The organism is Kitasatospora sp. NPDC096140, assembly GCF_040303045.1.
Taxonomy (GTDB): Bacteria; Actinomycetota; Actinomycetes; order Streptomycetales; family Streptomycetaceae; genus Kitasatospora.
Genome location: NZ_JBEOUW010000020.1, coordinates 53,765 through 77,321, shown reverse-complemented (window position 1 = coordinate 77,321; position 23,557 = coordinate 53,765). Strand labels below are relative to the sequence as shown.

The 23,557-nt window shown below is 75.4% G+C and carries 18 protein-coding genes; 16 read left to right on the top strand and 2 right to left on the bottom strand.

Annotated elements, in window-relative coordinates; translation table 11 throughout:
* The first annotated feature begins 298 nt into the window (after positions 1 to 298).
* The 10 genes from ABT048_RS21810 to ABT048_RS21765 all read left to right on the top strand — a co-directional run bounded on the left by ABT048_RS21810 (position 299) and on the right by ABT048_RS21765 (position 13,021).
* Positions 299 to 820, top strand: a complete 522-nt coding sequence (locus ABT048_RS21810; RefSeq protein ID WP_350523098.1) for a hypothetical protein — start codon at positions 299 to 301, stop codon at positions 818 to 820.
* Positions 821 to 1,290: 470 nt separating this feature from the next.
* A complete protein-coding gene (locus ABT048_RS21805; protein WP_350523097.1) occupies positions 1,291 to 1,461 on the top strand; it encodes a thiazolylpeptide-type bacteriocin in 171 nt (56 codons plus the stop codon).
* Positions 1,462 to 1,530: 69 nt separating this feature from the next.
* Entirely contained in the window at positions 1,531 to 1,731 is a 201-nt protein-coding gene (locus tag ABT048_RS21800) for a thiazolylpeptide-type bacteriocin (RefSeq protein ID WP_350523096.1), read from the top strand.
* Between the two features lie 147 nt (positions 1,732 to 1,878).
* A complete protein-coding gene (locus ABT048_RS21795) occupies positions 1,879 to 4,599 on the top strand; it encodes a lantibiotic dehydratase (protein WP_350523095.1) in 2,721 nt (906 codons plus the stop codon).
* Between the two features lie 145 nt (positions 4,600 to 4,744).
* Positions 4,745 to 5,908, top strand: a complete 1,164-nt coding sequence (locus ABT048_RS21790) for a hypothetical protein (RefSeq protein ID WP_350523094.1) — start codon at positions 4,745 to 4,747, stop codon at positions 5,906 to 5,908.
* Positions 5,905 to 7,608, top strand: coding sequence for a hypothetical protein (locus tag ABT048_RS21785; RefSeq protein ID WP_350523093.1), 1,704 nt, complete (start codon positions 5,905 to 5,907; stop codon positions 7,606 to 7,608). The genes ABT048_RS21790 and ABT048_RS21785 overlap by 4 nt, the downstream gene beginning before the upstream one ends.
* Positions 7,605 to 9,548, top strand: coding sequence for a TOMM precursor leader peptide-binding protein (locus tag ABT048_RS21780; protein WP_350523092.1), 1,944 nt, complete (start codon positions 7,605 to 7,607; stop codon positions 9,546 to 9,548). Before ABT048_RS21785 ends, ABT048_RS21780 begins: the two co-directional genes overlap by 4 nt.
* 48 nt (positions 9,549 to 9,596) lie before the next feature.
* Positions 9,597 to 11,291, top strand: a complete 1,695-nt coding sequence (locus ABT048_RS21775; RefSeq protein WP_350523091.1) for a thiopeptide-type bacteriocin biosynthesis protein — start codon at positions 9,597 to 9,599, stop codon at positions 11,289 to 11,291.
* A gap of 80 nt (positions 11,292 to 11,371) precedes the next feature.
* Entirely contained in the window at positions 11,372 to 11,956 is a 585-nt protein-coding gene (locus ABT048_RS21770) for a TetR/AcrR family transcriptional regulator (RefSeq protein WP_350523090.1), read from the top strand.
* An 84-nt stretch (positions 11,957 to 12,040) separates the two neighbouring features.
* Complete coding sequence (locus ABT048_RS21765; protein WP_350523089.1) at positions 12,041 to 13,021, top strand: zinc-binding dehydrogenase; 981 nt, start codon at positions 12,041 to 12,043, stop codon at positions 13,019 to 13,021.
* 78 nt (positions 13,022 to 13,099) lie between these two features.
* Here ABT048_RS21765 and ABT048_RS21760 read toward each other — a convergent pair whose 3' ends face one another.
* Positions 13,100 to 15,163: a galactose-binding domain-containing protein gene (locus ABT048_RS21760; RefSeq protein WP_350523088.1), complete on the bottom strand. Its 2,064-nt coding sequence runs from the start codon at positions 15,161 to 15,163 to the stop codon at positions 13,100 to 13,102.
* Positions 15,164 to 15,436: 273 nt separating this feature from the next.
* Between ABT048_RS21760 and ABT048_RS21755 the strand changes: the two genes are divergently transcribed.
* From ABT048_RS21755 to ABT048_RS21745, 3 genes are read left to right on the top strand one after another with little or no spacing between them, the layout of a single operon-like run.
* A complete protein-coding gene (locus ABT048_RS21755) occupies positions 15,437 to 16,162 on the top strand; it encodes a hypothetical protein (protein WP_350523087.1) in 726 nt (241 codons plus the stop codon).
* Between the two features lie 8 nt (positions 16,163 to 16,170).
* Entirely contained in the window at positions 16,171 to 17,820 is a 1,650-nt protein-coding gene (locus ABT048_RS21750) for a S8 family serine peptidase (protein ID WP_350523086.1), read from the top strand.
* A 48-nt stretch (positions 17,821 to 17,868) separates the two neighbouring features.
* The gene (locus ABT048_RS21745) at positions 17,869 to 19,236 is read left to right on the top strand and encodes a hypothetical protein (protein WP_350523085.1); all 1,368 of its coding nucleotides are present in this window, start codon (positions 17,869 to 17,871) and stop codon (positions 19,234 to 19,236) included.
* Between the two features lie 73 nt (positions 19,237 to 19,309).
* On the opposite strand, the gene ABT048_RS21740 is transcribed toward ABT048_RS21745, so the two are convergent.
* Positions 19,310 to 20,524 carry a saccharopine dehydrogenase family protein gene (locus ABT048_RS21740; RefSeq protein WP_350523084.1) on the bottom strand — a complete coding sequence of 405 codons (1,215 nt, stop codon included), beginning with the start codon at positions 20,522 to 20,524 and terminating at the stop codon, positions 19,310 to 19,312.
* 250 nt (positions 20,525 to 20,774) lie between these two features.
* Here ABT048_RS21740 and ABT048_RS21735 point away from each other — a divergent pair, with 250 nt between their 5' ends.
* The 3 genes from ABT048_RS21735 to ABT048_RS21725 are packed head-to-tail and all read left to right on the top strand — an operon-like array spanning position 20,775 to position 23,478.
* Complete coding sequence (locus ABT048_RS21735; RefSeq protein WP_350523083.1) at positions 20,775 to 21,161, top strand: DUF485 domain-containing protein; 387 nt, start codon at positions 20,775 to 20,777, stop codon at positions 21,159 to 21,161.
* Complete coding sequence (locus tag ABT048_RS21730; RefSeq protein ID WP_350523082.1) at positions 21,158 to 22,888, top strand: monocarboxylic acid transporter; 1,731 nt, start codon at positions 21,158 to 21,160, stop codon at positions 22,886 to 22,888. The genes ABT048_RS21735 and ABT048_RS21730 overlap by 4 nt, the downstream gene beginning before the upstream one ends.
* A 2-nt stretch (positions 22,889 to 22,890) precedes the next feature.
* The gene (locus ABT048_RS21725) at positions 22,891 to 23,478 is read left to right on the top strand and encodes a cysteine dioxygenase family protein (protein WP_350523081.1); all 588 of its coding nucleotides are present in this window, start codon (positions 22,891 to 22,893) and stop codon (positions 23,476 to 23,478) included.
* Positions 23,479 to 23,557: the final 79 nt, after the last annotated feature.

Below are 23,557 nucleotides of genomic sequence, written 5' to 3'. Positions count from 1 at the left end.
CGGCCCGGTACCCATCCTTCGGGTACCGGGCCGGCCCGTGCCGTGTGCGTGAGCCCGGCCGCATACGGCGTCCACAAGAGGCGCTCGCCGCAGCCGCCGCCGCCCTGCGTGGACCGCTGCGCCGAGTCGTCGCGGGGCCGGCTCGCCGGGGGCACGGGCTGAACGAGCGAAGCCTTCGCCGGGTCGGGTGTGGCAGACGACGGAGTGATCCCCGGGATCGGCATCCTGCTGGTGGCCCGATCAGCAGGCGAGTGGGTGCCACCGCACCGATCGCTCGCCCACCAGGTAAGGACAGCCCGTGAAGTCATTCGGGAAGATCAGCGCCATGTGCGCCGCCGTTGCAGCAGCCGCTCTCCTGGGCGCTCCCGCCGCTCACGCCCAGGGCGACGGCGGACTGCTCGGCCTCGGTCTCCTCAACACCCCCGCCCTCACCGTCGCGTGCATCCCCGGAGGGCTGGTGAGTCAAGGCAGCCCGTCCACCGGCAACCAGAACACCGGCTGCAGCCAGTCCGCTTCCGGAGCGGAAGCAACGCCGTCGTCGAGCGCCGGTGGCCTGCCCGCGCGCCAGACCGTCAGTTCGTCCGTCGCCGCCCAGCCCGGAGAGCTCGCCACCGCAAGTGCGCGCTGCCCGGCGGGGACGGTGGTCACGGGCGGTGGCCTCGCGACGGATGCCGGCTCCTCCTGGGACATCAAGAGCTCCGCCGCCACCGGGACCGCCGACCCGAGCACCGGGGGCGCCTGGTCGGCGAGTGCCAAGAACACCGGCACCGCGCCCCAGATGCTCACCGTCCATGCGGTCTGCGCGGGCCGCGCGGCCTGAACCACGGCCCGCCACCGGTTGCGGCCCCCGGGGCCCGGACCCGACAGCCCCTGTCGGATCCGGGCCCCGGCACCCCGACACGGCGGAATGGCAGCGGAACGATCAATGAGTGGAGCGGGTGCGGATCAACCGCACCCGCTTTTCCGTGCCTGCCCCAGTACACCTTTCCCGACGAGCTGTCAGGTCGTGTTCGAGGGCGAAACATCGCAGGTCGCTGGCGGATCGCTCAAGCGCCGCTGAAGAGGCGGTGGCGATGCGCCGTGGGGGCACGGACTACCGGCCAAACGCCCCGTCGGCCATGTCGGCGGCGGGTTCCCGAGGCCTAGAGTCGTCCTCGGGCGGCGCGACAGCAGGGTTCGAGTGACCCTCGACCGACGCACCCACGGGGGGCCCGGCACATCCCACAGCACCCGCTTCGCAGACCCGTTCCCGGATCATCCGGCACGCCTGCCACCTCAAGGGAGTCCGCCATGTCCGACAACGCTCTCGACCTCCAGGACCTCGACCTCAGCGAGCTGAACGTCACCGCGCTGCGCGACACCGTCGCGCTGCCGGAGAACGGCGCGTCCTGGGGCTCCTGCTCCTGCCAGGGCTCGTCCTCCTGCGCCCAGCCGGAGACCATGGTCGCCCCGCTTTCCTGACGACTCATCAGCTCACGACTCATCACATCACCGTCCGGCAAGCCTCGTTCGAGAACCCAGGGAGACATCATGTCCGACCGTACACAGGGCACGCTCGCGCTCGATGACATCCTCGCCCTCGACGGCCTCGACCTCGGGGAGCTGACCGTCACCTCGCTGCGCGACACCGTCGCGCTGCCCGAGACCGGCGCCTCCGGCGGCCCCAGCTCGACCTCCTGCGGATCGTCCTCCTGCGGCGCGCCGCACCCGCCGGTCCTCGACACCTTCTGAGAACCGGCCCCACCGAACCACCCCGCACCACCCCGTACGCCGAGCATCGCCCCGCACCACCAGTGCAACAACTTTGAACCCGGCGCGTTCGCGCGGACGCGCCGGGTTCCTGCCGTGCACCGCCCAGGCCCGTCGGAGGGAGCCGCCATGCCGAACCGAGCCCTGCCGCGTCCCGTACTCCGCCCGGTCCCCGCACCCGTGCCGGCACCGGTCGCCCACACCGCCCGCCACGCCCTGGTGCGCGCCACCGTGCTCGCCCGGCCCGCACAGTCCGCACCGTCGGCAGCCGTACGGAGCCTGCTCGCCGAACTCGGCGCCGTCGAAGCCGCGGAGGCGGCCCTGCGGACCGACCTCTGCGACGACCTGTACGACAGCCGCACCGGGCACGACGAGGAGTTCCACCGCCGGATCGTGCTCCCGCTCCGCCGCGACCTGCACAACGGACGCCCGCCCCGCGCCGCCCGGCTCGACCGGCTCGCCGACCTGCCGCAGCGCGTCCCGCGGCTCGCCGACTGGCTGGACCTGCGGCAGCGCCGCGCCCGGCTGCTCGCCGCGCTCGCCGACGCCGTCCCGCCCGCGCTCGCCGCCGAACGTGCCGCTCTCGCCGAACTCTGCCGTGCGTCCGCCTTCACCCGGGCCGTCGCCCTCACCAGCGCCGACCTGCTGCGCGCGGTCGCCAACACGGCGCGCGCGGCCGACTCGACGGGGGAGCGGCCGGCCCGCGCCCGCAAGGAGGAAGCCGCCGTCCTGCGCCACGCGCTGCGGGCCACCACCAAGACCAGCCCGCTCACCTGGTTCACCTCGGTCGGCTGGTCCTCGGGCGACGGCTCGCCGGACGGGTACGCGGAGGACGCCACACCGGACGGGTACGCGGAGGACGCCACACCGGACGGGCCCGCAGGGGACGCCACGCCGAACGCCATGCCGGACGCGCCCGCCGGAACGCCGGTGCCCCCGTACGCGGTGGTCCGGGAGAACCGGACGCTGGTCGCCGCGCTCGTCCAGGCCCTGCTCGACGACCCCCGGCGCAGCCGCACCCTGCCGCACCGGATGACCGGCGCCGCCCGCGTCGCCGACGGCCGCGCCCACTACGCCCGCAGCGAGGTGGTGTTCGCCGGCGGCCGCTACCTCGTCACCCGCGAGGAGGAGGTCGAACTGGCCGACCGGCCCGAACTGGCGCTGCTCGCCTCGCTCGCCGACACCCCGGACACCCCGGACCGCCTCGCCACCCGCCTCGCCGCCGCCCTCCGCCGCCCGGAGGACGACCCCGTCGTGCACCGCTTCGTCGGCCAGCTCCGCACCGCCCGCCTGCTGGTGCCCACCGACCCGGTCGACCCGCAGGACCCGCAGCCGCTGCGCAGCCTCGCCCACTGGCTCCGGCAGTGGCCGGAGGACGCCGCGATCGTCACCCTGGTCGACCACCTGGCGGACCGGACGGCCGAGTTGGCGGACGCGCCGGGCGAGCGCCGCCCCGCGCTGCTCGCCGCGCTCGCCGACGCCTGGCACCGGGTGCTCGCCGCCGCCGGCCGACCCGTCCCCGCCGAGGCCGCACCGCTCACCGTTCTCAGCGAGGACGTCCACGCGCCCGCGCCGCCGCAGCGCCGGCCGAGCCCGGCCGACCGCGCAGCGCTCGCCGAACTCACCGCGCTGGCCGAGCTGTTCGACCACGGACACCTGATGCGACGGGCCGCCTGCGACCGGTTCGTCGCCCGCTACGGCGTCGGCGGGGTCTGCGGCACACCGTGGGAGTTCGCCGCCGATGCCGCCGAGGCCTGGTCCGCCATCACCGTACCGGACGAACTGGCCGCCCTGCGGGCCGAGTTCGCGGCCGTACCGGAGACGGACGGCGAGATCGTCCTCCCCGCCGAGCGGGTCCGGGCGCTGGCCGCCCGGCTGCCCGACTGGACCGCGGCCCGGCCGCTCAGCTACTCGTGGTTCGTCCAATCCGACCCCACCGACGGCCTGTTGTGCGTCAACCACGTCTACGGCGGCTGGGGGCGCTTCGCCAGCCGGTTCCTCGACGCCACCACACCGCGGGCCGCCGCCGACGTCACCCGGCAGATCCGCCGCGGCCTCGGCGAGGGAGCCCGCGCGGCCCAGATCCGGCCGGTCGGCGGCTTCAACGCCAACCTCCACCCCCTGCTGCTCGCCGACGAGATCGGCCCCGACCGGCGGTGGACCAACCTGGTCGAAGCCGACCTCGACCTCGTCCACGACCCCGCCTCCGACCAGCTCCGCTTCCGCCTGCGGAGCACCGGCGAACTGCTGGACGTCCTCTACCTCGGCTTCCTCGCGCCGGTCATGCTGCCCCAGCGGCTCGCCCCGCTGCTCGCCGACCACCCCAACGGCGTGGTCGACTTCCGCCCGCTGCTGCCCCGCACCGCCCTCCGTGCGCCCGGCGGCACCGTCACCGGCACCCCGCGCCTGCGCCACCGCCACGTCGTCCTCGCCCGCCGCCGCTGGCACCTGCCGCCGGCCGTCCTCGACGCCCTGCGCGCCGACCTCGCCGCGGACCCCGGCGCCGACGGGATCCCGGCCGGGGCCACCGCCCGCTGGCGCGCCCTGCTGGGCCTCCCCGAACAGCTCTTCCTCCACCCCGTACCGGCCGCCGCCGCCACGGACACACCCGCCGACGCCTTCGTGGCCCACCTGCGGGCGCCGAAGCCCCAACCCGTCGACCTCGGCAACCCTCTGCACCTGTGCCACCTCGCCAAGTGGCTCACCCGGTACCCGAACGGGGTGGTGCTGGAGGAGGCGCTGCCCGCCATCGCCGGCACGGCGGAGCCGACCCGGACGGTCGAGCTGGTGGCGGAGACCTACCGGCCCGGACGGGCGGGCGCCACGGGCCCCGAGGAGGGAGCCCCGTGACCCGGGCGCCGACGCACGCGAGGGCCGGCCGGCCCTCGGGCGGCCCGCGGCACGGTGCCGCGGAAGCCGGCGGCCCGCCCTCTGGCGCGAGTCCGTTCCTCAGCCCTTCCCCCCGTCCCGCTCCGCACTGCCGAGGAGGCGTCCGATGAGTGACCTGGCCGACGGCCCGGAGGCCGTGACCGCCCGCGATGTGGTCCTGACCTACTACCAGCCCGTCAAGGCCCGAGCGCTGCGCGAAGCCGTGCTGCCGGCCGCCCGGCAGGCGGCGGCGGACGGGCTGGAGGCGCACGTCGAGCGGCACTGGCGGTTCGGGCCGCACCTGCGGCTGCGGCTGCGCGGCCCGGGGGCGCGGGTGGCCGCCGCGGCCGAGCGGGCCGCCGAGGGGCTGCGGGCCTGGACGGCGGCGCACCCGTCGGTCGCCGACCGGACGGACGAACAGCTGCTGGCCGAGGCCGCCGTCGCCGGACGGGTCGAGCTGATCGCGCCGCCGTACGGGCCGCTGGTGCCGGACAACACCGTCCGCGTGCTGCCCGTCGACCCGTCCGCCGGGGAAGCGCTGAACGCCCTGCTGGGAGCCGGGTCCGCCGAACTGCGCGACGAGTTGATGCGGCTGGGCCTGCCCGCCCTCGGCGCGGGGTGCGACTTCCTCGGCGCGCACGGCGACGCCTCCGAGGCCCGCGTCCAGCTGGTGGTGTCGGCGCTCGCCGCCCACGCCGCCGCGCACCCGGAGGGGCTGATCGGCGGGCACTACTCGATGGTCTCGCACCTGGAGGACTTCCTCGTCCACGAGGACCCGGACGGCAGCCTGCGGGCCGCCTTCGACCGGCGCTGGGACCGCGTCGGCGGCGCCGTCACCGCACTGGTGGGCCGGATCACCGACGGCGGCGCGCGCGGCTGGGAGCGGGACTGGGCGCACTGGTCGGCGACCGCCTGGGCCCTCGCGGAGCGGCGCCACGCGGCCGGGATCGACCTCGGCGGCAGCCGCGAGGAGTACCGGGCCCGCGCGGCCGCGGTCGGCGACCCGGACACCGCCGCCCGCTGGGACTTCGCCCTGCGCACCCGCTACAGCGACTTCCACTGGCTGCTGCACCGCTCCGACCCCGGCGGCACGATGTGGACCCGCCCGGACTACCTGATCTACCGGGCCTGCACCAACGGCCTGTACCGGCTGTTCGCGATCTGCGACGTCCGGCCGGTGGAGCGCTACCTTGCCGCGCACCTGGTCGTCCGCACCGTGCCCGAGCTCACCGGGCACCGCTGGCAGGACCGGGTGGACGAGGTCATCGCCGCCGTGGAGGGCGCCGCGTGACCGGCCGGGCCGGGGGTCCGCAGGGGGGCGTCGTACGGCCCCACCTGCGCCCGGGCGTGGCGGTGACCCGGCTCCGGGACGGACTGCACCTGCGCGGGCGCGGCAGCAGTCTCACCCTGGAGGGCAGCCGCGTGCTCCCCGCACTGTGGAAGCTGCTCGACGCCCGGCTCGCGCCCGGTGCGGACCCGGCGGCGCCGGTCCCCGAGCCGAAGGTGGCGGCGGCGCTGGCCACCGTCACCGCCCGGCTGCGCGAGCACGACCTGATCGTGGACCACCCGAGCGGCGCCCGACTGCCGCTCTGGCCGGGCGCGGTGGCGGCGGAGCCGGGTGGCGCGGCGGCGGCCCTCGCGGCCACCCGCCCGGTGGTGGCCGCCGCCGACCCGGACGGCCCGCTGGCCCGCGCGGTGGCCCGTGGCCTCGCCCGGGGCGGGACGGCCGCACCGGCGGTGGTCGCCGACGCCGGGCTGCCGGCCGGGCGGGTGGTGGCCTCGGCGGGCGCCCCGCCGGTGGCGGTCGCGGTGCAGTGCGGCGCGGACGGCGGGTTCGTCACCGAGCCCGCCGACCCGGCCCGCACCCGGGCGGACGCCGCCGCCCTCGCGGCCCGACTGGGCACCGGCCCCGGCGCCGACCCTGGCCCCGGCACCAACCCGAGCGCCGGACACCCTGCCGCGCTGCCCGTCCTGCTCGCCGCCGCGGCCGCCCAGCGGCTGCTGTGCGCGGTCGCCGGCCTGCCGGACCCGGGCGAGCCGGGCGCCGACCCGCGCCTGCTCGCCGGTCGCCCAGCCGTCCTGCTCGCCGAGGCCCGCCCGACGCGTGCCGAGCACCACCCGTGGGCGGCGGGCGCGGGCGGTGCCGCCGAACCGCCCACGGACCTGGTCGAGGCCCTCCGCCGGGTGACCGCCCTGGGCGATCCACGGCTGGGCGTCCTCGACGCGCCGTCGCCCGGCGACCTGCCCCAACTGCCCGTCGCCCTGGTCTCCTGCGCCACGCCGTCCGGCACCCTGGTGGCCGGCGCGGCCCGGACGGACCTCGCCCGGCTGGCCGCCGCCTGCCGGTCCGCCGAACTCCACCTGGCGGCCGTCGACGGGGGAGCAGCCCCGGTGGTGGGCGCCGACCCGGAGCACGCCCTCGGCCGGGCCCTGCGCGCGGCGGCCTTCGACCGGGCCGCGGCGGACGGCCCCGCCTCGCACGGACCCGCGCTGCCGGAGTCGGCCTGGCGCGAGCACCCGCAGGCCGCGCACTGGTGGGCTGTGCTGGCCCGTCTCCTCGGCCGCTCACCAGATTTGACGATCCGTCAATTTCCGCACGGTGTGCGGGTGTTCCTGGCCGAGGTCGACGGGAGCCGAGCCGTCGAGGCCACCCCCGCCGACGCCGTCGCCCACGCCGCCCTGGCCGCCCTCACCCGCCTCCTCGCCCGGCGGAGCGGCCTGGCCGCCGCCCACCACACCGCCCTCACCGGCGCGGCCGCCCCGCTCGCCGCCGCCGGACGCCACCCGGCCGCCTGGACGGACGAGGGCTGGACCGACCACTGGCTCACCGGACTCGCCGACCGCGAAGCGGACCTGCACGCCGCCCTGCACCGCCTGACCGGCCTGCGCACCGCCCCCTGGCGGCCCGCCACCCCCGCCGCCCGTCCGCTCGCCAACGCCCTGGACGGCTGCGGGTTCACCGCACTCGTACGCTCAGGAGACGGCCGATGAGCGAACTCCCCGTCCTCACCCCGGCGCAGGCCCTGGCCACCACCGGCGGCACCGCCGTGGTCCACCTCACCGAGTGGACCCTCGGCCTCGCCGCCCGGCTCAGCCGCCACGCCCTGGCCCACCCCGTGCGCCTGGTGCCGGTGCGCGAGGACGGCGCGCTGACCCTGGTCGGCCCCGTCCTGCACCCCGGCGCCCCCGCCTGCCTCGGCTGCACCGAGTACCAGCGGCTCGCCACCGCCGGCGGCCGGGTGCCCTGGCAGAGCCCCGAACTGGCGCTCGCGGGCACCGGCACCCCGGCCTTCGGCGACGCGGTGGCCGCACTCGCCGCCGAGCTGGCCGCAGCCGTACCGGCCCGCGTAGGAGCACCGGCCCCCGCCGAAGCACCGGCCCCCGCCGCGGCCGCACCGGAGCCGGCCGACGTCGGCCACGCCACCGTCCACCTGGTGAACGGCGCCCGCGCCACCTGGTCCACCCACCGGGTCCGTCCCGTCGGCGGCTGCGCCGTCTGCCGCCCGCTGCCCGCCGACACCGCGGAGGCCGCCCGGCTGCCCGCGACGCCCCGCCCGCTGCCCGACCCGGCCGTGCTGCGCGGCCCCAACGACCGTACGGGCGCCGAGCAGTTGCGGGCCGAACTGCACGACGAGCGCTTCGGCCCCGTCCGCCGGCTGTTCCGCACCGAGGACTCGGCGTTCGCCCTCACCACCGCCTGGGCGACCGACGGCCGGACGGTCGACGACGGCGGCTACGGACGGGCGGAGGACTTCCGTTCCAGCGAGCGGGTGGCCCTGTTCGAGGCCGTGGAGCGGTACGCCGGCATGCGGCCGCTCGGCCGCCGGACCGTCCTGCGCGCCTCCTTCGCCGACCTGCGGCGCGACCTCGGCCGCGACGCCGTCCTCGACCCCGCCCGGATCGGCCTGCCCGACCCCGCCCACCACGGGCACCCCGCCGCCACCACCGTCCCGTACACCCCGGACCTGGAACTCGACTGGGTGCACGGCTGGTCGCTGACCCACCGCCGCCCGGTCGCCGTCCCCGAGCACGTCGCCTACTGGGACCTGCCGGCCCGCGACCGCCCCCGCGTGGTCTACGAGTCCTCCAACGGCTGCGGACTCGGCAACAGCCCCCAGGAGGCCGCGCTCTACGGCCTGTTCGAGGTCGCCGAGCGCGACGCCTTCCTGATGGCCTGGTACGCGGGCACCCCGCTGCCCGGTGTCGCCGTCCCCACCGAGGACCCGCAGGTCGCCGACCTGGCCGCCCGGGCCCGGCTGTTCGGCTACCGGCTGACCCTCCTCGACGCCACCAACGACCTCGGCATCCCCGCCGTGATCGCCCTCTGCCGCCACCACGGCGGCCACCCGGACACCCCGCGCACCTTCCTCGCGGCGGGCGCCCACCACGACCCGCTGACGGCGATCCGTTCCGCCGTCGCCGAGGTGGTCACCAACGTCCAGGAGGCCCCGCACCGCTCCACCGCCCCGGGCGGCCCGCGCGACCCGCAGCGGCTGCGGCAGCTGCTGGACCGGCCCGACCTGGTCGTCACCCTGGACGACCACGTCGGCCTCAACGCCCTGCCCGAGGCGCAGCCCCGGCTGGACTTCCTCTTCGCCGGCCCACCGCCGGTGCCCCCGGCCGAGCGCTGGCCCGGCGCCCCCGCGCCGGTCACCGACCTGACCGAGCTGCTGGAGGACACCGTGCGCCGGCTCGCCGGCGAGGGCCTGGAAGTCGTCGTGGTCACCCAGGACGAGCCCGGCGTCCGCGACCGGCTGGGCCTGCACTGCGCCAAGGTGATCGTGCCCGGCACGCTGCCGATGACCTTCGGCCACGTCAACCGCCGCACCCGGGGCCTGCCCCGGCTGCTGGAGGTCCCGTACCGGCTCGGCCGCACCCCGGGCCCGCTGCGCCACGACGAACTGCCGCTCCACCCGCACCCGTTCCCCTAGCCCTCCAGCCCTCCAGCCCTCCAGCCGTCCGGGAAGGACACGATGACCATGCAGGACGTGACGACCGCCCACCGGCCGCCCACCGGCCACGCCGCACCCCCGACCGGCTGGCACAGCCTGCACCTCGCGCTGCCCCTGCCCGCCCACGAGGCGGACGCCTTCGTCACCGCCGACCTCGCCCCGCTGATGGACGGGCTCGCCGACACCGACTGGTTCTTCATCCGCTACGGCGAGGGCGGCCCCCACCTGCGGATCCGCCTCCGCGGCCCCGGCGCGCCGCCCGCGTCCCTCGCCGCCGAGCTCTCCCGGCTCGCCACCCGCCGCACCCCCCTGGACGAGCCCTGGGCGGCGCGGCACGGCGAGGTCACCGAGGTGCCGTACGTGCCCGAGACCGAGCGCTACGGCGGCCCGGCCCTGCTGCCGATCGCCGAGGAGCTGTTCACCCGCTCCACCCGCACCGCCGTGCACGCCCTGCGCGCCCTGGACGCGGCCCCCGGTTCCCGCCTGCCGATCGCCCTCGACCTCGCCCACACCACCGCACACGCGCTCGGCCTCGACGAGCTCGCCGCCTCGCGCTGGCTGCGCCGCCAAGCCGCCTCCTGGCGCTGGGTCACCGAGTACCGGGCGCTGCCCGGCGCCGCCGTCCACACCCGGGTGAACACGGTGTTCGCCCGGCAGCGCGACGCCCTGGCCAGGCGTGCCCGGGCCCTGCGCGCGGCCCTCGGCTCGGGGACGGCCGCGCCGTGGCTGGGCGACTGGGCCGCCGAGGTCGCCGACGCCGCCGCCCGGATGCGGGCCGCCGGGGCCCCGGAGCCGGCCGAACGCCTCGCCTGGGTCTGGGCCTCGCAGCTGCACATGCTGTTCAACCGGCTCGGCGTCGGCCCGGACGAGGAGCGCGCGGTCTGCCGCCTCGCCGCCCGGACGCTGCTGGAGACCGAGCAGCCGTTCACCTTCTTCCCCGCCGACCACCACGCGCCGGACCACCAGTACCTGGAACGCAGCAAGTTCCAGATCGGCCGCACCGAGGACACCACCCTGCGGGACCTGCCGCCCGTCCCGGCCCAGCGGCCCCGGCCCGGCGACGTCCCGCTGCCCGCCGACCCGCTGCCGCCGGTCACCCTCGCCGACGCGCTGCTCACCCGCCGCTCCAGCCGTGGCCCGCTGACCGGCCCGCTCACCGCCGCCACCCTCGGCGGCCTGCTGTGGCCGGCCTTCGCCGAGGGCGAGGCCGAGGGCACCGGCCACCGCCCGTACCCGAGCGCGGGCGCCCTGCACACCGTGCGCCTGCGGCTGGTCGCCCTCGCCGTCGACGGCCTGCCCGCCGGCACCTACGAGTGCCTGCCGGAGCACCGCAGCCTGCGCCCGATCGGCCCGCCGCCCGAGCTCGACGACCTCAAAGCCCTCTCCTCCTACCTCTCCCGCCCGGCCGGCGACCCGGCGGCGATCGACATCGGGAGCGCCCCCGCCGTCCTCGTCGTCTACCTCGACCTCGCCCTGCTGCGCCGCCGCTACGGGCTGCGGGCGCTGCGCCTCGGCCTCCTCGAAGCCGGCCACCTCACCCAGAACCTGCTGCTCACCTCGGCCGCCCACGGCCTGGGCACCACCCCTCTCGGCGGTCTCCAGGACGACCTCGCCCACGAACTCCTCGGCCTGGACGACATCGAGGAGCCCGTCCAGTACCTGCTCCCGCTGGGGCGGCCGGTGCCGGCGGAGCGCCCCGGGAGCCCGGTGCTGCCCGGGTGACCGCGACGTGAGGGGGCCGGACCGGGGCCGTTGTCACTCGGGCCGTTGTTCTTGAATGGGTATTCAGATATGGTTCCCCCATGCCCAGGCCCCGTGAGTTCGACCCCGAGACCGTCCTCGACCAGGCGATGCTGCGGTTCTGGGAGCGCGGGTACCGGGCGACGTCCATCGAGGACCTGGTGAAGGCCACGGGCGTGAAGCCCGGCAGCATCTACGGCGCGTTCCCCGGCGGCAAGCGCGCGCTCTTCGTCCAGTCGCTGGAGCGCTACTCGAAGCTGGTCGTGCCCCGCAAGCTCGGCGAGCTGGAGGCGGCGGGTGCGTCGGTGGCGGAGGTCCGCGGCTACTTCGACGGGCTGGTGCGCGACCTGCTCAGCCCCGAGGGGCGCCAGGGCTGCCTGCTGGTGAACACGGCGATCGAGAACGCCGCCGAGGACGACGCGGCGGCGGCCGTCGTGCGCGGCCACCTGGCGCGTCTGGAGCGGTGCATGACCCACGCCCTGGAGAACGCCGTTCGCCGGGGTGAGGTGCGGGCCTCGCTCGACCCGGGCGGCAGCGCCAAGCTGCTGGTCGCGACGTGCCAGGGGCTCATGGTCGTGGGCAAGGCCAATCCCGACGGGGCGGTGCTGCGGGCGATCGTCGACAACGCCTTCGCCGTGCTCGCCTGACGCCACGGCACCTCGGGCCACCGTACGCGGTGGCCCTTTCGTCGGCCCTATAGATGAATGACTATTCAAGAATGAGGTTGGGACATGAAGGCCATGGTCATATCCGCCCACGGCGGCCCCGAGGTCCTCACCGCCACGGAACTGCCCGACCCGGTGCCCGCCGCCGGCGAGGTCCTCGTCCGGGTGAAGGCGTTCGGCCTCAACCACGCCGAGGCGTACATGCGGAGCGGTGCCTGGGGCCAGGTGGCCGCCGTCCCCGGGATCGAGTGCGCCGGCCTCGTCGAGGCCGACCCCTCGGGTGAACTCCCGGTCGGTACACGGGTGGTGGCGATCCTCGGCGGCATGGGACGGACCCGCAACGGCAGCTACGCGGAACGCGTCACCGTCCCCGCGACCAACGTGGTGGCCGTGGACTCGACCCTGCCCTGGGCCGACCTGGCCGCCGTGCCCGAGGTGTACGCCACGGCGTACAGCGCCCTGCACGGCAACCTCGCCCTCGGCGCCGGGGAGACCCTGCTGGTCCGCGGCGCGACCTCCTCCCTCGGGCAGGCCGCCGTCAACCTGGCCGTCCACCACGGCGCAACGGTGCTCGCCACCACCCGCAACCCCGCACACGCGCCCCTGCTCAAGGACCTCGGGGCCTCCGAGGTGCTCATCGACGACGGGCGGCTGGCCGCGGAGGCCGAACGCAGGGGCCTCGCCGTCGACGCGCTGCTCGACGTCGTCGGCAACACGGTGCTCCGTGACTCGCTGCGCACCGTCGGGCCGCGCGGCCGGGTCTGCCAGGTCGGCTTCCTCGGCGGATTCGCCCCCGTGGCGGACTTCGACCCGATCGCCGACCTGCCCAGCGGCGTCCGGCTCAGCTTCTTCGGCAGCGCCTTCGTCCTGGGGACCCCGGCCTTCCCGCTCTCGGACGTTCCACTGGACGAGATCTACGCCCGGGTCGAGTCCGGCGCACTCCGCGCCCGCCCCACCCGGACCTTCCGCTTCGACGAGATCGTCGAGGCCCACCGGGTGATGGAGGCCGGCCAGGCCCTGGGCAAGATGGTCGTCGTCCTCGACTGACCCGACGCGGCCGGGCGGCACCGACCCTCCGGTGCCGCCCGGCCGCCGTCTCGCCGCCCCGGGCGGCCGGCGCCGGACCTAGCTGCTGTACACGCCGACCTCGTGCAGCGAGTACCCCCACTGGGTGCCGCGCTGCACGCCCTGCACGCGGACGTACCGGGCCGGGACGCCGGGGAACCGTGCGGTGTCCAGGCCGCCGTCCCCGGTCGTGGTGGACCACACCGACCGCCAGGTGCTCCCGTCGGTGGAGACCTCGATCCGGTACGCCCGCCCGTAGGCGCGTTCCCAGTCCAGCGTGACCCGCCCGACCAGGCCGGTGGAACCGAGGTCGACCTGGAACCACTGGTCGTCGCTCCACTCGCTGGCCCAGCGGGTGCCCGGGTCGCCGTCCACCGCCCGGCCGGGCGCGAAGCTGACGAACGGGTTCCACCACTCGGTGGTGCTGGCGGTGGCCGGGCGGTTGGCGGCCAGGTTCACCGTCGACCGGTGCCGCTCCGCGGCCCCCCACGTGGTGAGGTAGGACTCGGCGCCGCGGAAGAGGTCGTCCACCACGCCCTGACCGCCGACCTGCCGGATGTCCTCCAGCCAGTCCGGCACCAGGCCGTAGTGGGCGGCGCCGTCCGTGTTGATGTCCCAGGTGCGCGAGCCGGTGGTCTGGCGGTCGATCAGGGACCCGCCGTCCGCGCTGCGGAACGGGTAGTGCACCGGGTTGGCGGTGTCCGCGCCGCGCGGGCCGGGCCAGCCGCCGACGCCGTTCATGTCGGTGCCGTAGCCGTACCCCACGTTGTACTTGTCGCGCAGCGCGTCGGTCCGCTTGGCCTCGGCGCTGAACGCCTCGGCGCCGTTCATGTACTGGGCGACGAAGCCGCCGAGCTTGTAGACCCGCTCGATCCAGTCGAGGTCCATCCAGCTGTGCGAGGAGATCACGCCCGGGTAGGACTCCGACTCCAGGATGTCGAACGAGCGCGCGGCCGCCTTGACGCTCATGTGGTCGACTTCGAGCATCATCTTGCGTTTCATCATCCCGCGCACCGCGTACTCGCCGAGATCGGTCAGCCCGCGCGTGTTGCACTGGGCGCCGCCGGCGTAGGCCGGCACCGCGACCCCCGCCGGGAGCTGCTGCTGCGCCTCGGGCGCCGGGGCGAGGCCGATCGGGTTGTCGTGCTGCGGCCCGGCGCACTGCTCGGTCTTCCAGAAGGTGCCGGTCGACAGGAACTGCCCGACGTTGATCGCCGTCCCGAGCGCGCCCTCGTCGAAGCGCACCCCGCAGAGCGCGTTGTCGAACTTGTGGCACAGGAACATGCTGCGCACGCCCAGCCCGTACAGCTCGTCCAGGCCGCGGTCGATGTCGGCCCTGCTGCACTGGGCGACGTCGAGGATCTGCTTGCAGCCGAAGGGCTCGGAGGTCTCCACGCCGAGGATCACGGCCAGCTTGCCCTGCTCGACGACCTCGCGGGCCTGCGCGCTGTCCGTGACGATCCGGAACCAGCCCTTGCCCGGCCCGCCGTACATCGTGTCGACGTAGGCCTGCAGCTCGTAAGTCTTCTGCGCCTGGAGGCGGATGGAGGTCATCTCGTCGCAGCTGCGGTCCTTGAAGAAGTAGACCGAGCAGATCACCCCGTTGGTGACCAGGTCGTTGACCAGCACCCGCTGGCCGCCGCGCCAGGCCCGTTCGATCCAGGCGTAGTAGTTCTGCTGGTGGGTGAGCGAGTCGTGGGCCGGCCAGTCCTTGAAGGTCGGCCAGCCGACCGGGTCGTGCTTGCCGTCGCCGCCCTTGGTGATGAAGTCGAAGATGGCGAGCGAGCCGTCGGGGTAGTGCTCGGGGCAGTCCTTCAGCGCGTCCGCGATCCCGGCTTCGGAGAAGGACTTGCCGCAGATCAGCCGCCCGCCGAACGCCTCGTTGGCCATGATGTGGTCGTGCGCGTCGACGAAGCCCCGGACCCGCCCCTGGGCGTCGGTGCCGCGGAACGGTTCGCCCGTGACGCCGATCTGTGAGTCGGGCGCGGGGCGTGCGGTCGGGTTCCACCAGTCCGTCCCGCCCGGCGCGGCGGGCGCCGGCCCGGCGAGCGCCATGGCGGCTAGGGTGAGGAGTGCGGCCAGCAGTGCGACGAGTCCGCGTCTGCCGTGGGGGAGTCGGTGCATGGTCACCACCCGTGTCCGAGGTGAGGGGGTGGCGCGGCCACGCACGGGCCCGTCCGGGGCGCGGACCGACCCTTCCGGGCCGGCTGTCATGGACCGCGCACTCGGTGTGATGAGAATCGCCACTGTTGGACTGGTAGTCAATAGGCGTGCGCGGATTCCGGTGCGGATTCCCGGCCGGGCCCGGCGGTCCTCGACGAGCCGATCGCATCCGCCTCTGTCAGGCTGATGGAGCGGTGCCGAGCGGCACCGCCGCGCGCGAGGAGGTCCGTACGGATGTCTGAGCGAGAACCGGGGCGGAAGCCGGATCCGGCTGACCGCAGGGCCCACACGGCGGCCTTCCGGGCCGCGGAGGCCCGCCGGGAGCGGCGCCGGCGGTGGCTGGTGCGCGGCACGATCGGCCTGGTCGCCGTGGCGGCGGTCGGCGGGATCGCCGCCGTGATCGCGACGAACCAGGGCTCGTCCGGTTCCTCGCACGGGATCCCGGCGCAGCCGCGGATCACGGCCGAGGGCCGCACCACGCTTCCGCCGTGGGACGCGCCGAGCGACGTCGCGGCCGCGGTGGCGGCGGCCGGGCTGCCGATGCTCGGCACCGAGGGCTCGGCGCTGCACATCCACACCCACCTGGACGTCCTGGCCGACGGCAAGCCCGTCGAGGTGCCGGCACAGATCGGCGTGGACGAGGCCGCCCAGCAGATCAGCCCGCTGCACACCCACGACACCACCGGCATCATCCACGTCGAGTCGCCGGTGCACGCGGACTTCAGCCTCGGGCAGTTCCTCACCGAATGGCAGGTCTCCGCCTCCGCCGACCACCTCGGCGGCCTGAAGACCGACGCCACCCACACACTGAAGACCTACGTCAACGGCAAGCAGACCGACGGCGACCCGGCCGCGCTCCTGCTGCACGACCACGACGAGATCGCCCTGGTCTACGGCACGGCCGCGGAGGACGCCGGCGTCCAGGTGCCGAGCGGCTGCACCTGGCCGAGCGGGCTGTAGGGACGGCCATGGCGTACGAGCCCGAGAGCCCCTTCCGCTCGCCCATCGTGGGTGACCTCAACCTCTCCCAGCCCGGGCCCGCGCCCGGGAGCGAGCCCGGCTCCCCGCCGGGGCTCATGCTCGGGGCCGTCGAGGAGGTCGACCCGGAGCAGCAGGTGCCGATGCTGATCGAGCTGAACCTGCGCTACCCCGGCGGGCTGCAGGTGGTCCGCGACGAGTTCTACGCGCTCTGGGAGCGCTACGCGGGACGCTCCCGCGGGCAGTGGCCCGACGAGGTCACGTCGGGGAGCCACGTGCAGCCCGAGGTGCCCCCGGGGCTCGCACTGGTCGCGCCGAAGCTGTACCAGACCGTCCTGTCCCGGGCGGACCTCGGCGAACTGGTGGAGGACGACCGCCGCTCCGCCGCCCGCACCGGGCGACCGCCGACCGTCTTCCGGGTGTGGCCGGACTACCTGCTGCACCCGCAGATCGACCGCTCCGCACCCACGGTGAAGGCCAACGCCGCCTGGCGCGCCTACGACGCGCGCGGGAGCGGGATCGTCTGGGCGGTCATCGACAGCGGCATCGACGCGACCCACCCGCACTTCGCCGGGCTGGAGCTCGCGGCCGAGGGGCGCGGCGAGGACTTACCGCAGGGGCGGACCAGCGGTCTGCACCGGGACTTCGGCTTCCTGGTGAACCCGGCCGACCCGGTGGCGCAGCCGCCCGGCGGAGCGGCGGCCGGGGCCCCGGCGTCGCCGCTCGTGGACGACAGCGGGCACGGCACGCACGTCGCCGGCATCATCGCGGGCTGCACCCCGGACGGCATGACGCCGCGGGTGGCCACGCCGGACGAGCCCGGGGACGGCGGGTTCGTGGCCAGGGCCGGCGCGGACCGGCTGTCGGGGATGGCGCCGGCCTGCGAACTGGTCAGCATCAAGGTGATGAGGCTCAGCAGCCAGGGCACCTACGTGACGTCCTCCAGCGCGGTCATCCGCGCGCTGACCTACCTGCGGACCGAGGTCAACGTGGACCCGGCGGTGCTGCGGGTGCACGGCGTCAACATGAGCCTCGGTTGCGAGTGGCGGCCCGACCAGTACGCCGCGGGCCAGTCGCCGCTGTGCCAGGCGGTGGGCCAGGTGGTCGCCTCCGGCGTGGTCGTGGTGGTCTCCGCCGGCAACTTCGGTGCCCGGAGCACGTCCCGGGACACCGCCGACACCTCGGCCGTCATGGGCTCGATCACCGAACCGGCGCACACCGAGGACTGCATCGCGGTCGGCTCCACCCACCGGGAGGCCCCGCACGCGTTCGGCGTCACGTGGACCTCGGGAAAGGGCCCGACGCTCGACGGGCGGATGAAACCCGACGTCGTGGCGCCCGGCGAGTGGATCGCCTCGGCGGCCAGCGGCAAGGTCCGGGCCACCGCCGGGCTGACCCCGGCCCCGGGGGACCCGCTGCCGGCGAGCCTGCTGACGTACGCCGAGCAGTCCGGCACCTCGATGGCGGCGCCGCACGTCTCGGGTGTGATCGCGGCCTTCCTCTCCGCCCGCCCGGAGTTCATCGGCCGGCCGCAGCAGGTCAAGAGCCTGCTCACCGCCTCCGCCACCGACCTCGGCCGGGAGCGCTACGCCCAGGGGGCCGGACTGGTGGACCTGATGCGGATGCTGGCGAATGTCTGACGGACGGACGAAAGGCCACCCGAAAGGCCACCCGAAAGGTCACGCGCGATGAGACGACTGCCGACGAACGAGCCCGTGTGGGACGTCACCTTCGACGCCCAGGGGCTGCTGACCGCCCCCGCGGCGGCGGACTTCCTCGACCAGGTCACCGCCGAGGGGGTGCAGGACCTGTTCGTCTTCAGCCACGGATGGGGCACCGCCCAGCAGAGCGCCCGCGAGCTCTACGACGCGATGTTCCCGCTGATCCGGGAGGCCGTGAGCGACGCGGCGAGCCTCGGCACGGTCGGATTCGCGGGCGTCTACTGGCCCTCGCTCTGGTTCCCGCCCACGCCGGCCACCCCGCCGCCGGCGGCCGCCGCGCCGCAGGCCGGGGACGGTGCCGTGGTGGACCTCAGCGCCGGAACGGCGGCCGTCTCCGGGGCCGACATCGCCGCGTCGCTGGTCCAGGGCTTCGCCGACCCGGCGCAGCAGCAGACGGTGACGGACCTCGGCCGGCTCATCGACGAGGGGGTGGCGGCGGTCGGCTCGGACGAGACCGACGAGGTCAAGGAGCAACGGCTGGTGCGGATCCACCAGTTGGTCCGGTCGCTGGTGCCGCCGCCCGCGCCCGACGGCACGTTCGAGGACTCGGGCGAGCAGGCGCTGCTGCAGGACGCCGACCCGAAGACGGCGTACCAGGCCGCCGCCGAGGCCTTCGGCAGCGCGCCGCCCGGCTCCTCCACGCAGGGCATCGGCGACTGGTTCCGGCACGCCGTGAACGGGGCGAAGGACGCGCTGCGGGTGCTCTCGTACTCGGTCATGAAGGCCCGGGCCGGCGACATCGGCCGGACCGGCCTCGGGCCGCTGCTCGCCGCCCTGCACGCCCGCGCGCCCGGCCTGCGGGTGCACCTGCTCGGGCACAGCTTCGGTGCCCGGCTGGTCTCCTTCGCCCTGGCCGGGGTCGGTGCGCCGGCCGACAGCCCGGTCGCCTCCCTGCTGCTGATCCAGGGGGCGTTCTCGCACTGGTCCTTCGCGCACGCCCAGGACAACCCCTTCGGCAGCGCGGGCGCGCTGAACACCTTCGCGGACCGGGTGCACGGCCCGCTCGTCTCCACCTTCAGCGTCCACGACTGGGCGGTCGGCGTGTGGTATCCGAAGGCCTCCTTCCTCGCCCGCCAGGACTCCGAGGCCGACGTCGCCGGGCGCTGGGACGGCATGGGCGCGGACGGGTACCAGGCCGTGGCGCCGTCCGAGGACCGGGTGATGCCCGCCGACGGCGGAGCCGCGTACGGCTTCGTGCCCGGGGCCTTCTACCGGGTGAACGCCGCCGCCGTCATCGACAACGTGGAGGGCGAACCGTTCTCCGGCGCGCACTCCGACATCCGCAAGCCGCAGGTGGCCGCGCTCGCGGCGGCCGCCGCCGGGGCGCACGCGTAGCAGGGGCGGGGGGTTCGGCGGGTCGACGCCGACGGCCACCGGCCGTCCGCGGGGCTACCGGCCGGGCGCGACGCTACCGGCCGGGCGCGGTCGGCGGCGGAGTCTCCAGCACCCGGAAGGAGATCCCCGCCGCGACCAGCCGGTCGATCAGCGGCCGGCCCATCGCCACCGCCGTGGTCAGCTGCCCCGCCAGCGGCGGCAGGTCGTCGTACGCCAGGCACAGCGCCGACTCCGCCAGCATCTTCGCGGTCTCCTGGTAGCCGGGATCGCCCCCGGACACCTCGGCGAGGACCGTCCGCCCGCCCTCCGCCCGGGCCACGAACCGGACGGCGAACCAGGACCGCGCCCGCTGCTCCGCGCTCGGCCCGGCGCCGGGCGCGCGCAGCCGCCCCAGCGCCCGGCGCAGCGGCGGCAGCTGGGCGGCGAGGGCGAGCGCCGCCACCGCGGCGACACCGCCGAGGGCGACCGGCAGCCGCCGTACCGCCGCGTAGTGCGCGTAGCCGAAGTCCGGGCCGTACTCGTCCAGCGCGGCGGCCGAGCGGGACACCACCTGCGGGTCGATCGTGGGCATCGGCACCGCCCAGGCGCGGGCCGTCCGCGACCGGTGCGGCCGGCCGGCCGGGGTGCGGACCAGCCGGCCCTTCGGCCGGGGCTCGACCGCGCGGCGCTCCCGGGCGGCCCGGGCCATCGCCCCCGGCCGGGAGAGGGCCGTCATCGCGGAGGCGAAGGTGCCGCCGGAGACGGTGCCGCCGACGCGGACGAAGCCCTCGACCGACACCCGGGCCGCCGAGCCGCCGCGGCGCAGCAGTTCGTCGACGGTGAACAGCACGCCGAGGTCGTGCGGCACCGAGTCGAAGCCGCAGGCGTGCACCAGCCGCGCGCCGGTGGCCACCGCCCGCTCGTGGTACCGGAGGTACATCCGGTCGACGAACTCCGGCTCGCCGGTGAGGTCCACGTAGTCGGTGCCGCTGTCGGCGCAGGCCGCGACCAGCGGCTCGCCGTGCCGCAGGTACGGGCCGACGGTGGAGACCACCACCCGGGCCGAGGCGGCCACCTCGCGCAGCGCCGCGCGGTCCGCGGCGTCCGCGACCAGCAGCGGGAGGTCGGCGCAGCGCGGGTCGATCGTCGCCAGCCGCGTCCGGACGGCGGCGAGCCTGCGCGCGTCCCGCCCGGCGAGCGCCCAGCGGCAGCCCTCGGGCGCGGTCCGCGCGAGGTACTCGGCGGTGAGCCCGCCGGTGAACCCAGTGGCTCCGAACAGGACGAGGTCGTACGGGCGGGTCTCGGCCATCAACAGTCCCTACGTGCAGCAGTCCCTACCGGCGGGTAATCGACTGCGCCACGCTAGGAGCCCCGTGCGGCACTGTCAACGGCTCCGAGCAGGCGGCGCGGGCGGCACGGTCAACGGTTCCGAGCAGGCGGCGCGGGCGGCACCGTCGAGCGGGCCGGGGGCGTCGCCGACCGCGCGTTGACCGCTTGTCTACCACGGACTCCTACCGTCCGGGCCGTTGGCACGTTCCTCACGGCTCAGAAGGATTCCCATGATCGACCCGGCCGCGCCGTCGCGCGGTGACACACCCCGGATCGCCGACGATCCGCGCTTCGTCGAACTGCGCACCGCGTACCGCAGGTTCGTCTTCCCGGTGACGGCGGCGTTCCTGCTCTGGTACCTGGCGTACGTCCTCTGCTCGGCCTTCGCCCGCGACCTCATGGCGACCGAGGTCGTCGGACACGTCAACCTGGCGCTGGTCCTCGGACTGCTGCAGTTCGTCTCGACCTTCGGCATCGCCCTGGCCTACGGCCGGTTCGCCGCCCGGCGGTTGGACCCGCCGGCCGCGGCCCTGCGCAGCGCGGCGGCGTGCCGTCCGACCACCCCGGGCCCGGCGGGCCCCGGCGGCGACCAGGAACCGACGGAGATCCGGACATGACCCAGCACCTTCCCACCGCCACCGCCGCGGCGGCCTCGGCATCGCACAAGGGCCTGACCATCGGCCTGTTCGTCGCCCTGGTGGCGGTGACCCTCGCCATCACCCTCCGGGCGCGGCGCAGCACCCGCGGCACCGGCGGCTTCTACACCGGCGGCGGCCAGTTCTCCGCGCTGCAGAACGGGATCGCGATCTCGGGCGACTACCTGTCCGCGGCCTCCTTCCTCGGCATCGCCGGGATCATCGCGCTCTCCGGGTACGACGGCTTCCTCTACTCGATCGGCTTCCTGGTCGCCTGGCTGGTCGCGCTGCTCATGGTGGCCGAACTGCTGCGCAACACCGGGCGGTTCACCATGGCCGACGTGCTGGCCGCGCGGCTGCGCAGCGGGCCGGTGCGGACCGCCGCGGGTGTGTCGACCATCGTGGTCTCGATCTTCTACCTGATCGCGCAGATGGTCGGCGCGGCGACGATCGTGGGGCAGCTGCTCGACGTCAAGGGCGCCTCCGCGCAGATCTGGACCATCGTCGGGGTCGGCGCCCTGATGATCGTCTACGTCGTGGTCGGCGGGATGAAGGGCACCACCTGGGTGCAGATCGTCAAGGCGGTGCTGCTGATGGCGGGCGCGGCCGTGATGACCCTGTGGGTGCTGGCGAAGTACGGGTTCGACCTCGGTCACCTGCTCGGGGACGCCGCCACGGCGTCCAAGAAGGGGGAGGCGTTCCTTCGGCCGGGCCTGAAGTACGGGGCCACCGACGGCTGGTCGAAGCTCGACCTGGTCAGCCTCGGCATCGCCCTGGTGCTGGGCACCGCGGCGCTTCCGCACGTCCTGGTCCGCTTCTACACCGTCCCGACCGGCCGCGACGCGCGCAAGTCGGTGAACTGGGCGATCGGCATCATCGGGGTCTTCTACCTGATGACCCTGGTGCTCGGCTTCGGGGCGGCCGCGCTGGTCGGCACGACGACGATCAAGGAGAAGGACCCGTCCGGCAACACCGCCGCCACCCTGCTGGCCGAACACCTCGGCGGCGGCGCGGGAACCACCGGCGGCTCGCTGATGCTCGCCTTCGTCGCGGCGGTGGCGTTCGCCACCATCCTCGCGGTCGTCGCCGGGCTCACCCTCACCTCGTCGTCGTCGTTCGCCCATGACCTGTACGCCAGCGTCATCCGCAAGGGCACGGCCACCGAGCGGCAGGAACTGGTCACGGCGAAGATCGCCGCCGTGGTCATCGGTGCGGTCGCGGTCGCCCTGTCGATCTTCGCCAGGGACCTCAACGTCGCGTTCCTGGTGGCCCTGGCCTTCGCCATCGCGGCCTCGGCCAATCTGCCGGCGATCCTGCTGACCCTGTTCTGGAAGCGCTTCACCACCTTCGGCGCCACGTGCGGCATCTACGCGGGCCTGGTCAGCGCGATCGGCCTGGTGCTGCTCTCCCCGATCTGCTGGGGCGGCGCGACCGGCACGGTCCACGCCGTGAAGCTGACGGCCGCACAGGCGAAGGACTGCGGCGTGGAGGTTTCCAGCCAGCAGGTCGGCAACGCCACGGCGCTGATCTCCTGCACCGCCACCGCACCGGTCCCGCTGCAGAACCCGGGCATCGTCTCGATCCCGGTCGGGTTCGGGGCCGCCGTCCTCGGCTCCCTGCTCGGCGGCCGCCGCCGCCGCGACGAGGAGTCGGACCGGCGCGGCTTCGAGGACCTCCAGGTCCGCGCGCTCACCGGGGTGGGGCGGTAGACGTGGAACCGGGCTCGAACCTCGACGAGTTCCTCTCCGACCTCGCGCGCTACGCCGCCGCGGAGGTCCTGACCGCCCAGCTCACCGCGGACACCCTGCGCAAGTACCTGCGGGCCGGGCTGATCGTCCCCGACGACCTGTGCGCCGGTGACACCGACGGCTACGCGCAGCGGCTCCTGCACGCCGGACGGACGCACTCGGTGGTGGCGCTGACCTGGCTGCCCGGGCAGTCCACCCCGATCCACGACCACGTCGCCTGGTGCGTGTCGGGCGTGGTGGAGGGCGTCGAGGTGGACGAGGCGTTCCGGCTGTGGCGGCTGCCCCGGTCGGGGCGCCGGGTGCTGGTGCCGTCCGGCCGGACCACCTGTTCCCCCGGCCGGGTGCAACTCCTGGTGCCGCCCGACGAGGACATCCACCGGGTGTCGAACGGCGGCACCGGTCGCGCGGTCTCCCTGCACGTCTACGGCGCCGACATCTCGCTGAACGGGGGCAGCTCGATCAACCGGGTCTTCGGACAGGAGGTCGTGGCCGTCCGGCCGGACGGAGCCCGCCTGGTCAGCTGGCGGAACGCGGACGATCCGGCCCCCTGACCGGCACGCCGTGGGCCCGCCCGCCGCTGTGGTCGGACCTCGCGCGCATCGGCCCCCGTCGGGGACGGGGGCCGGTGCG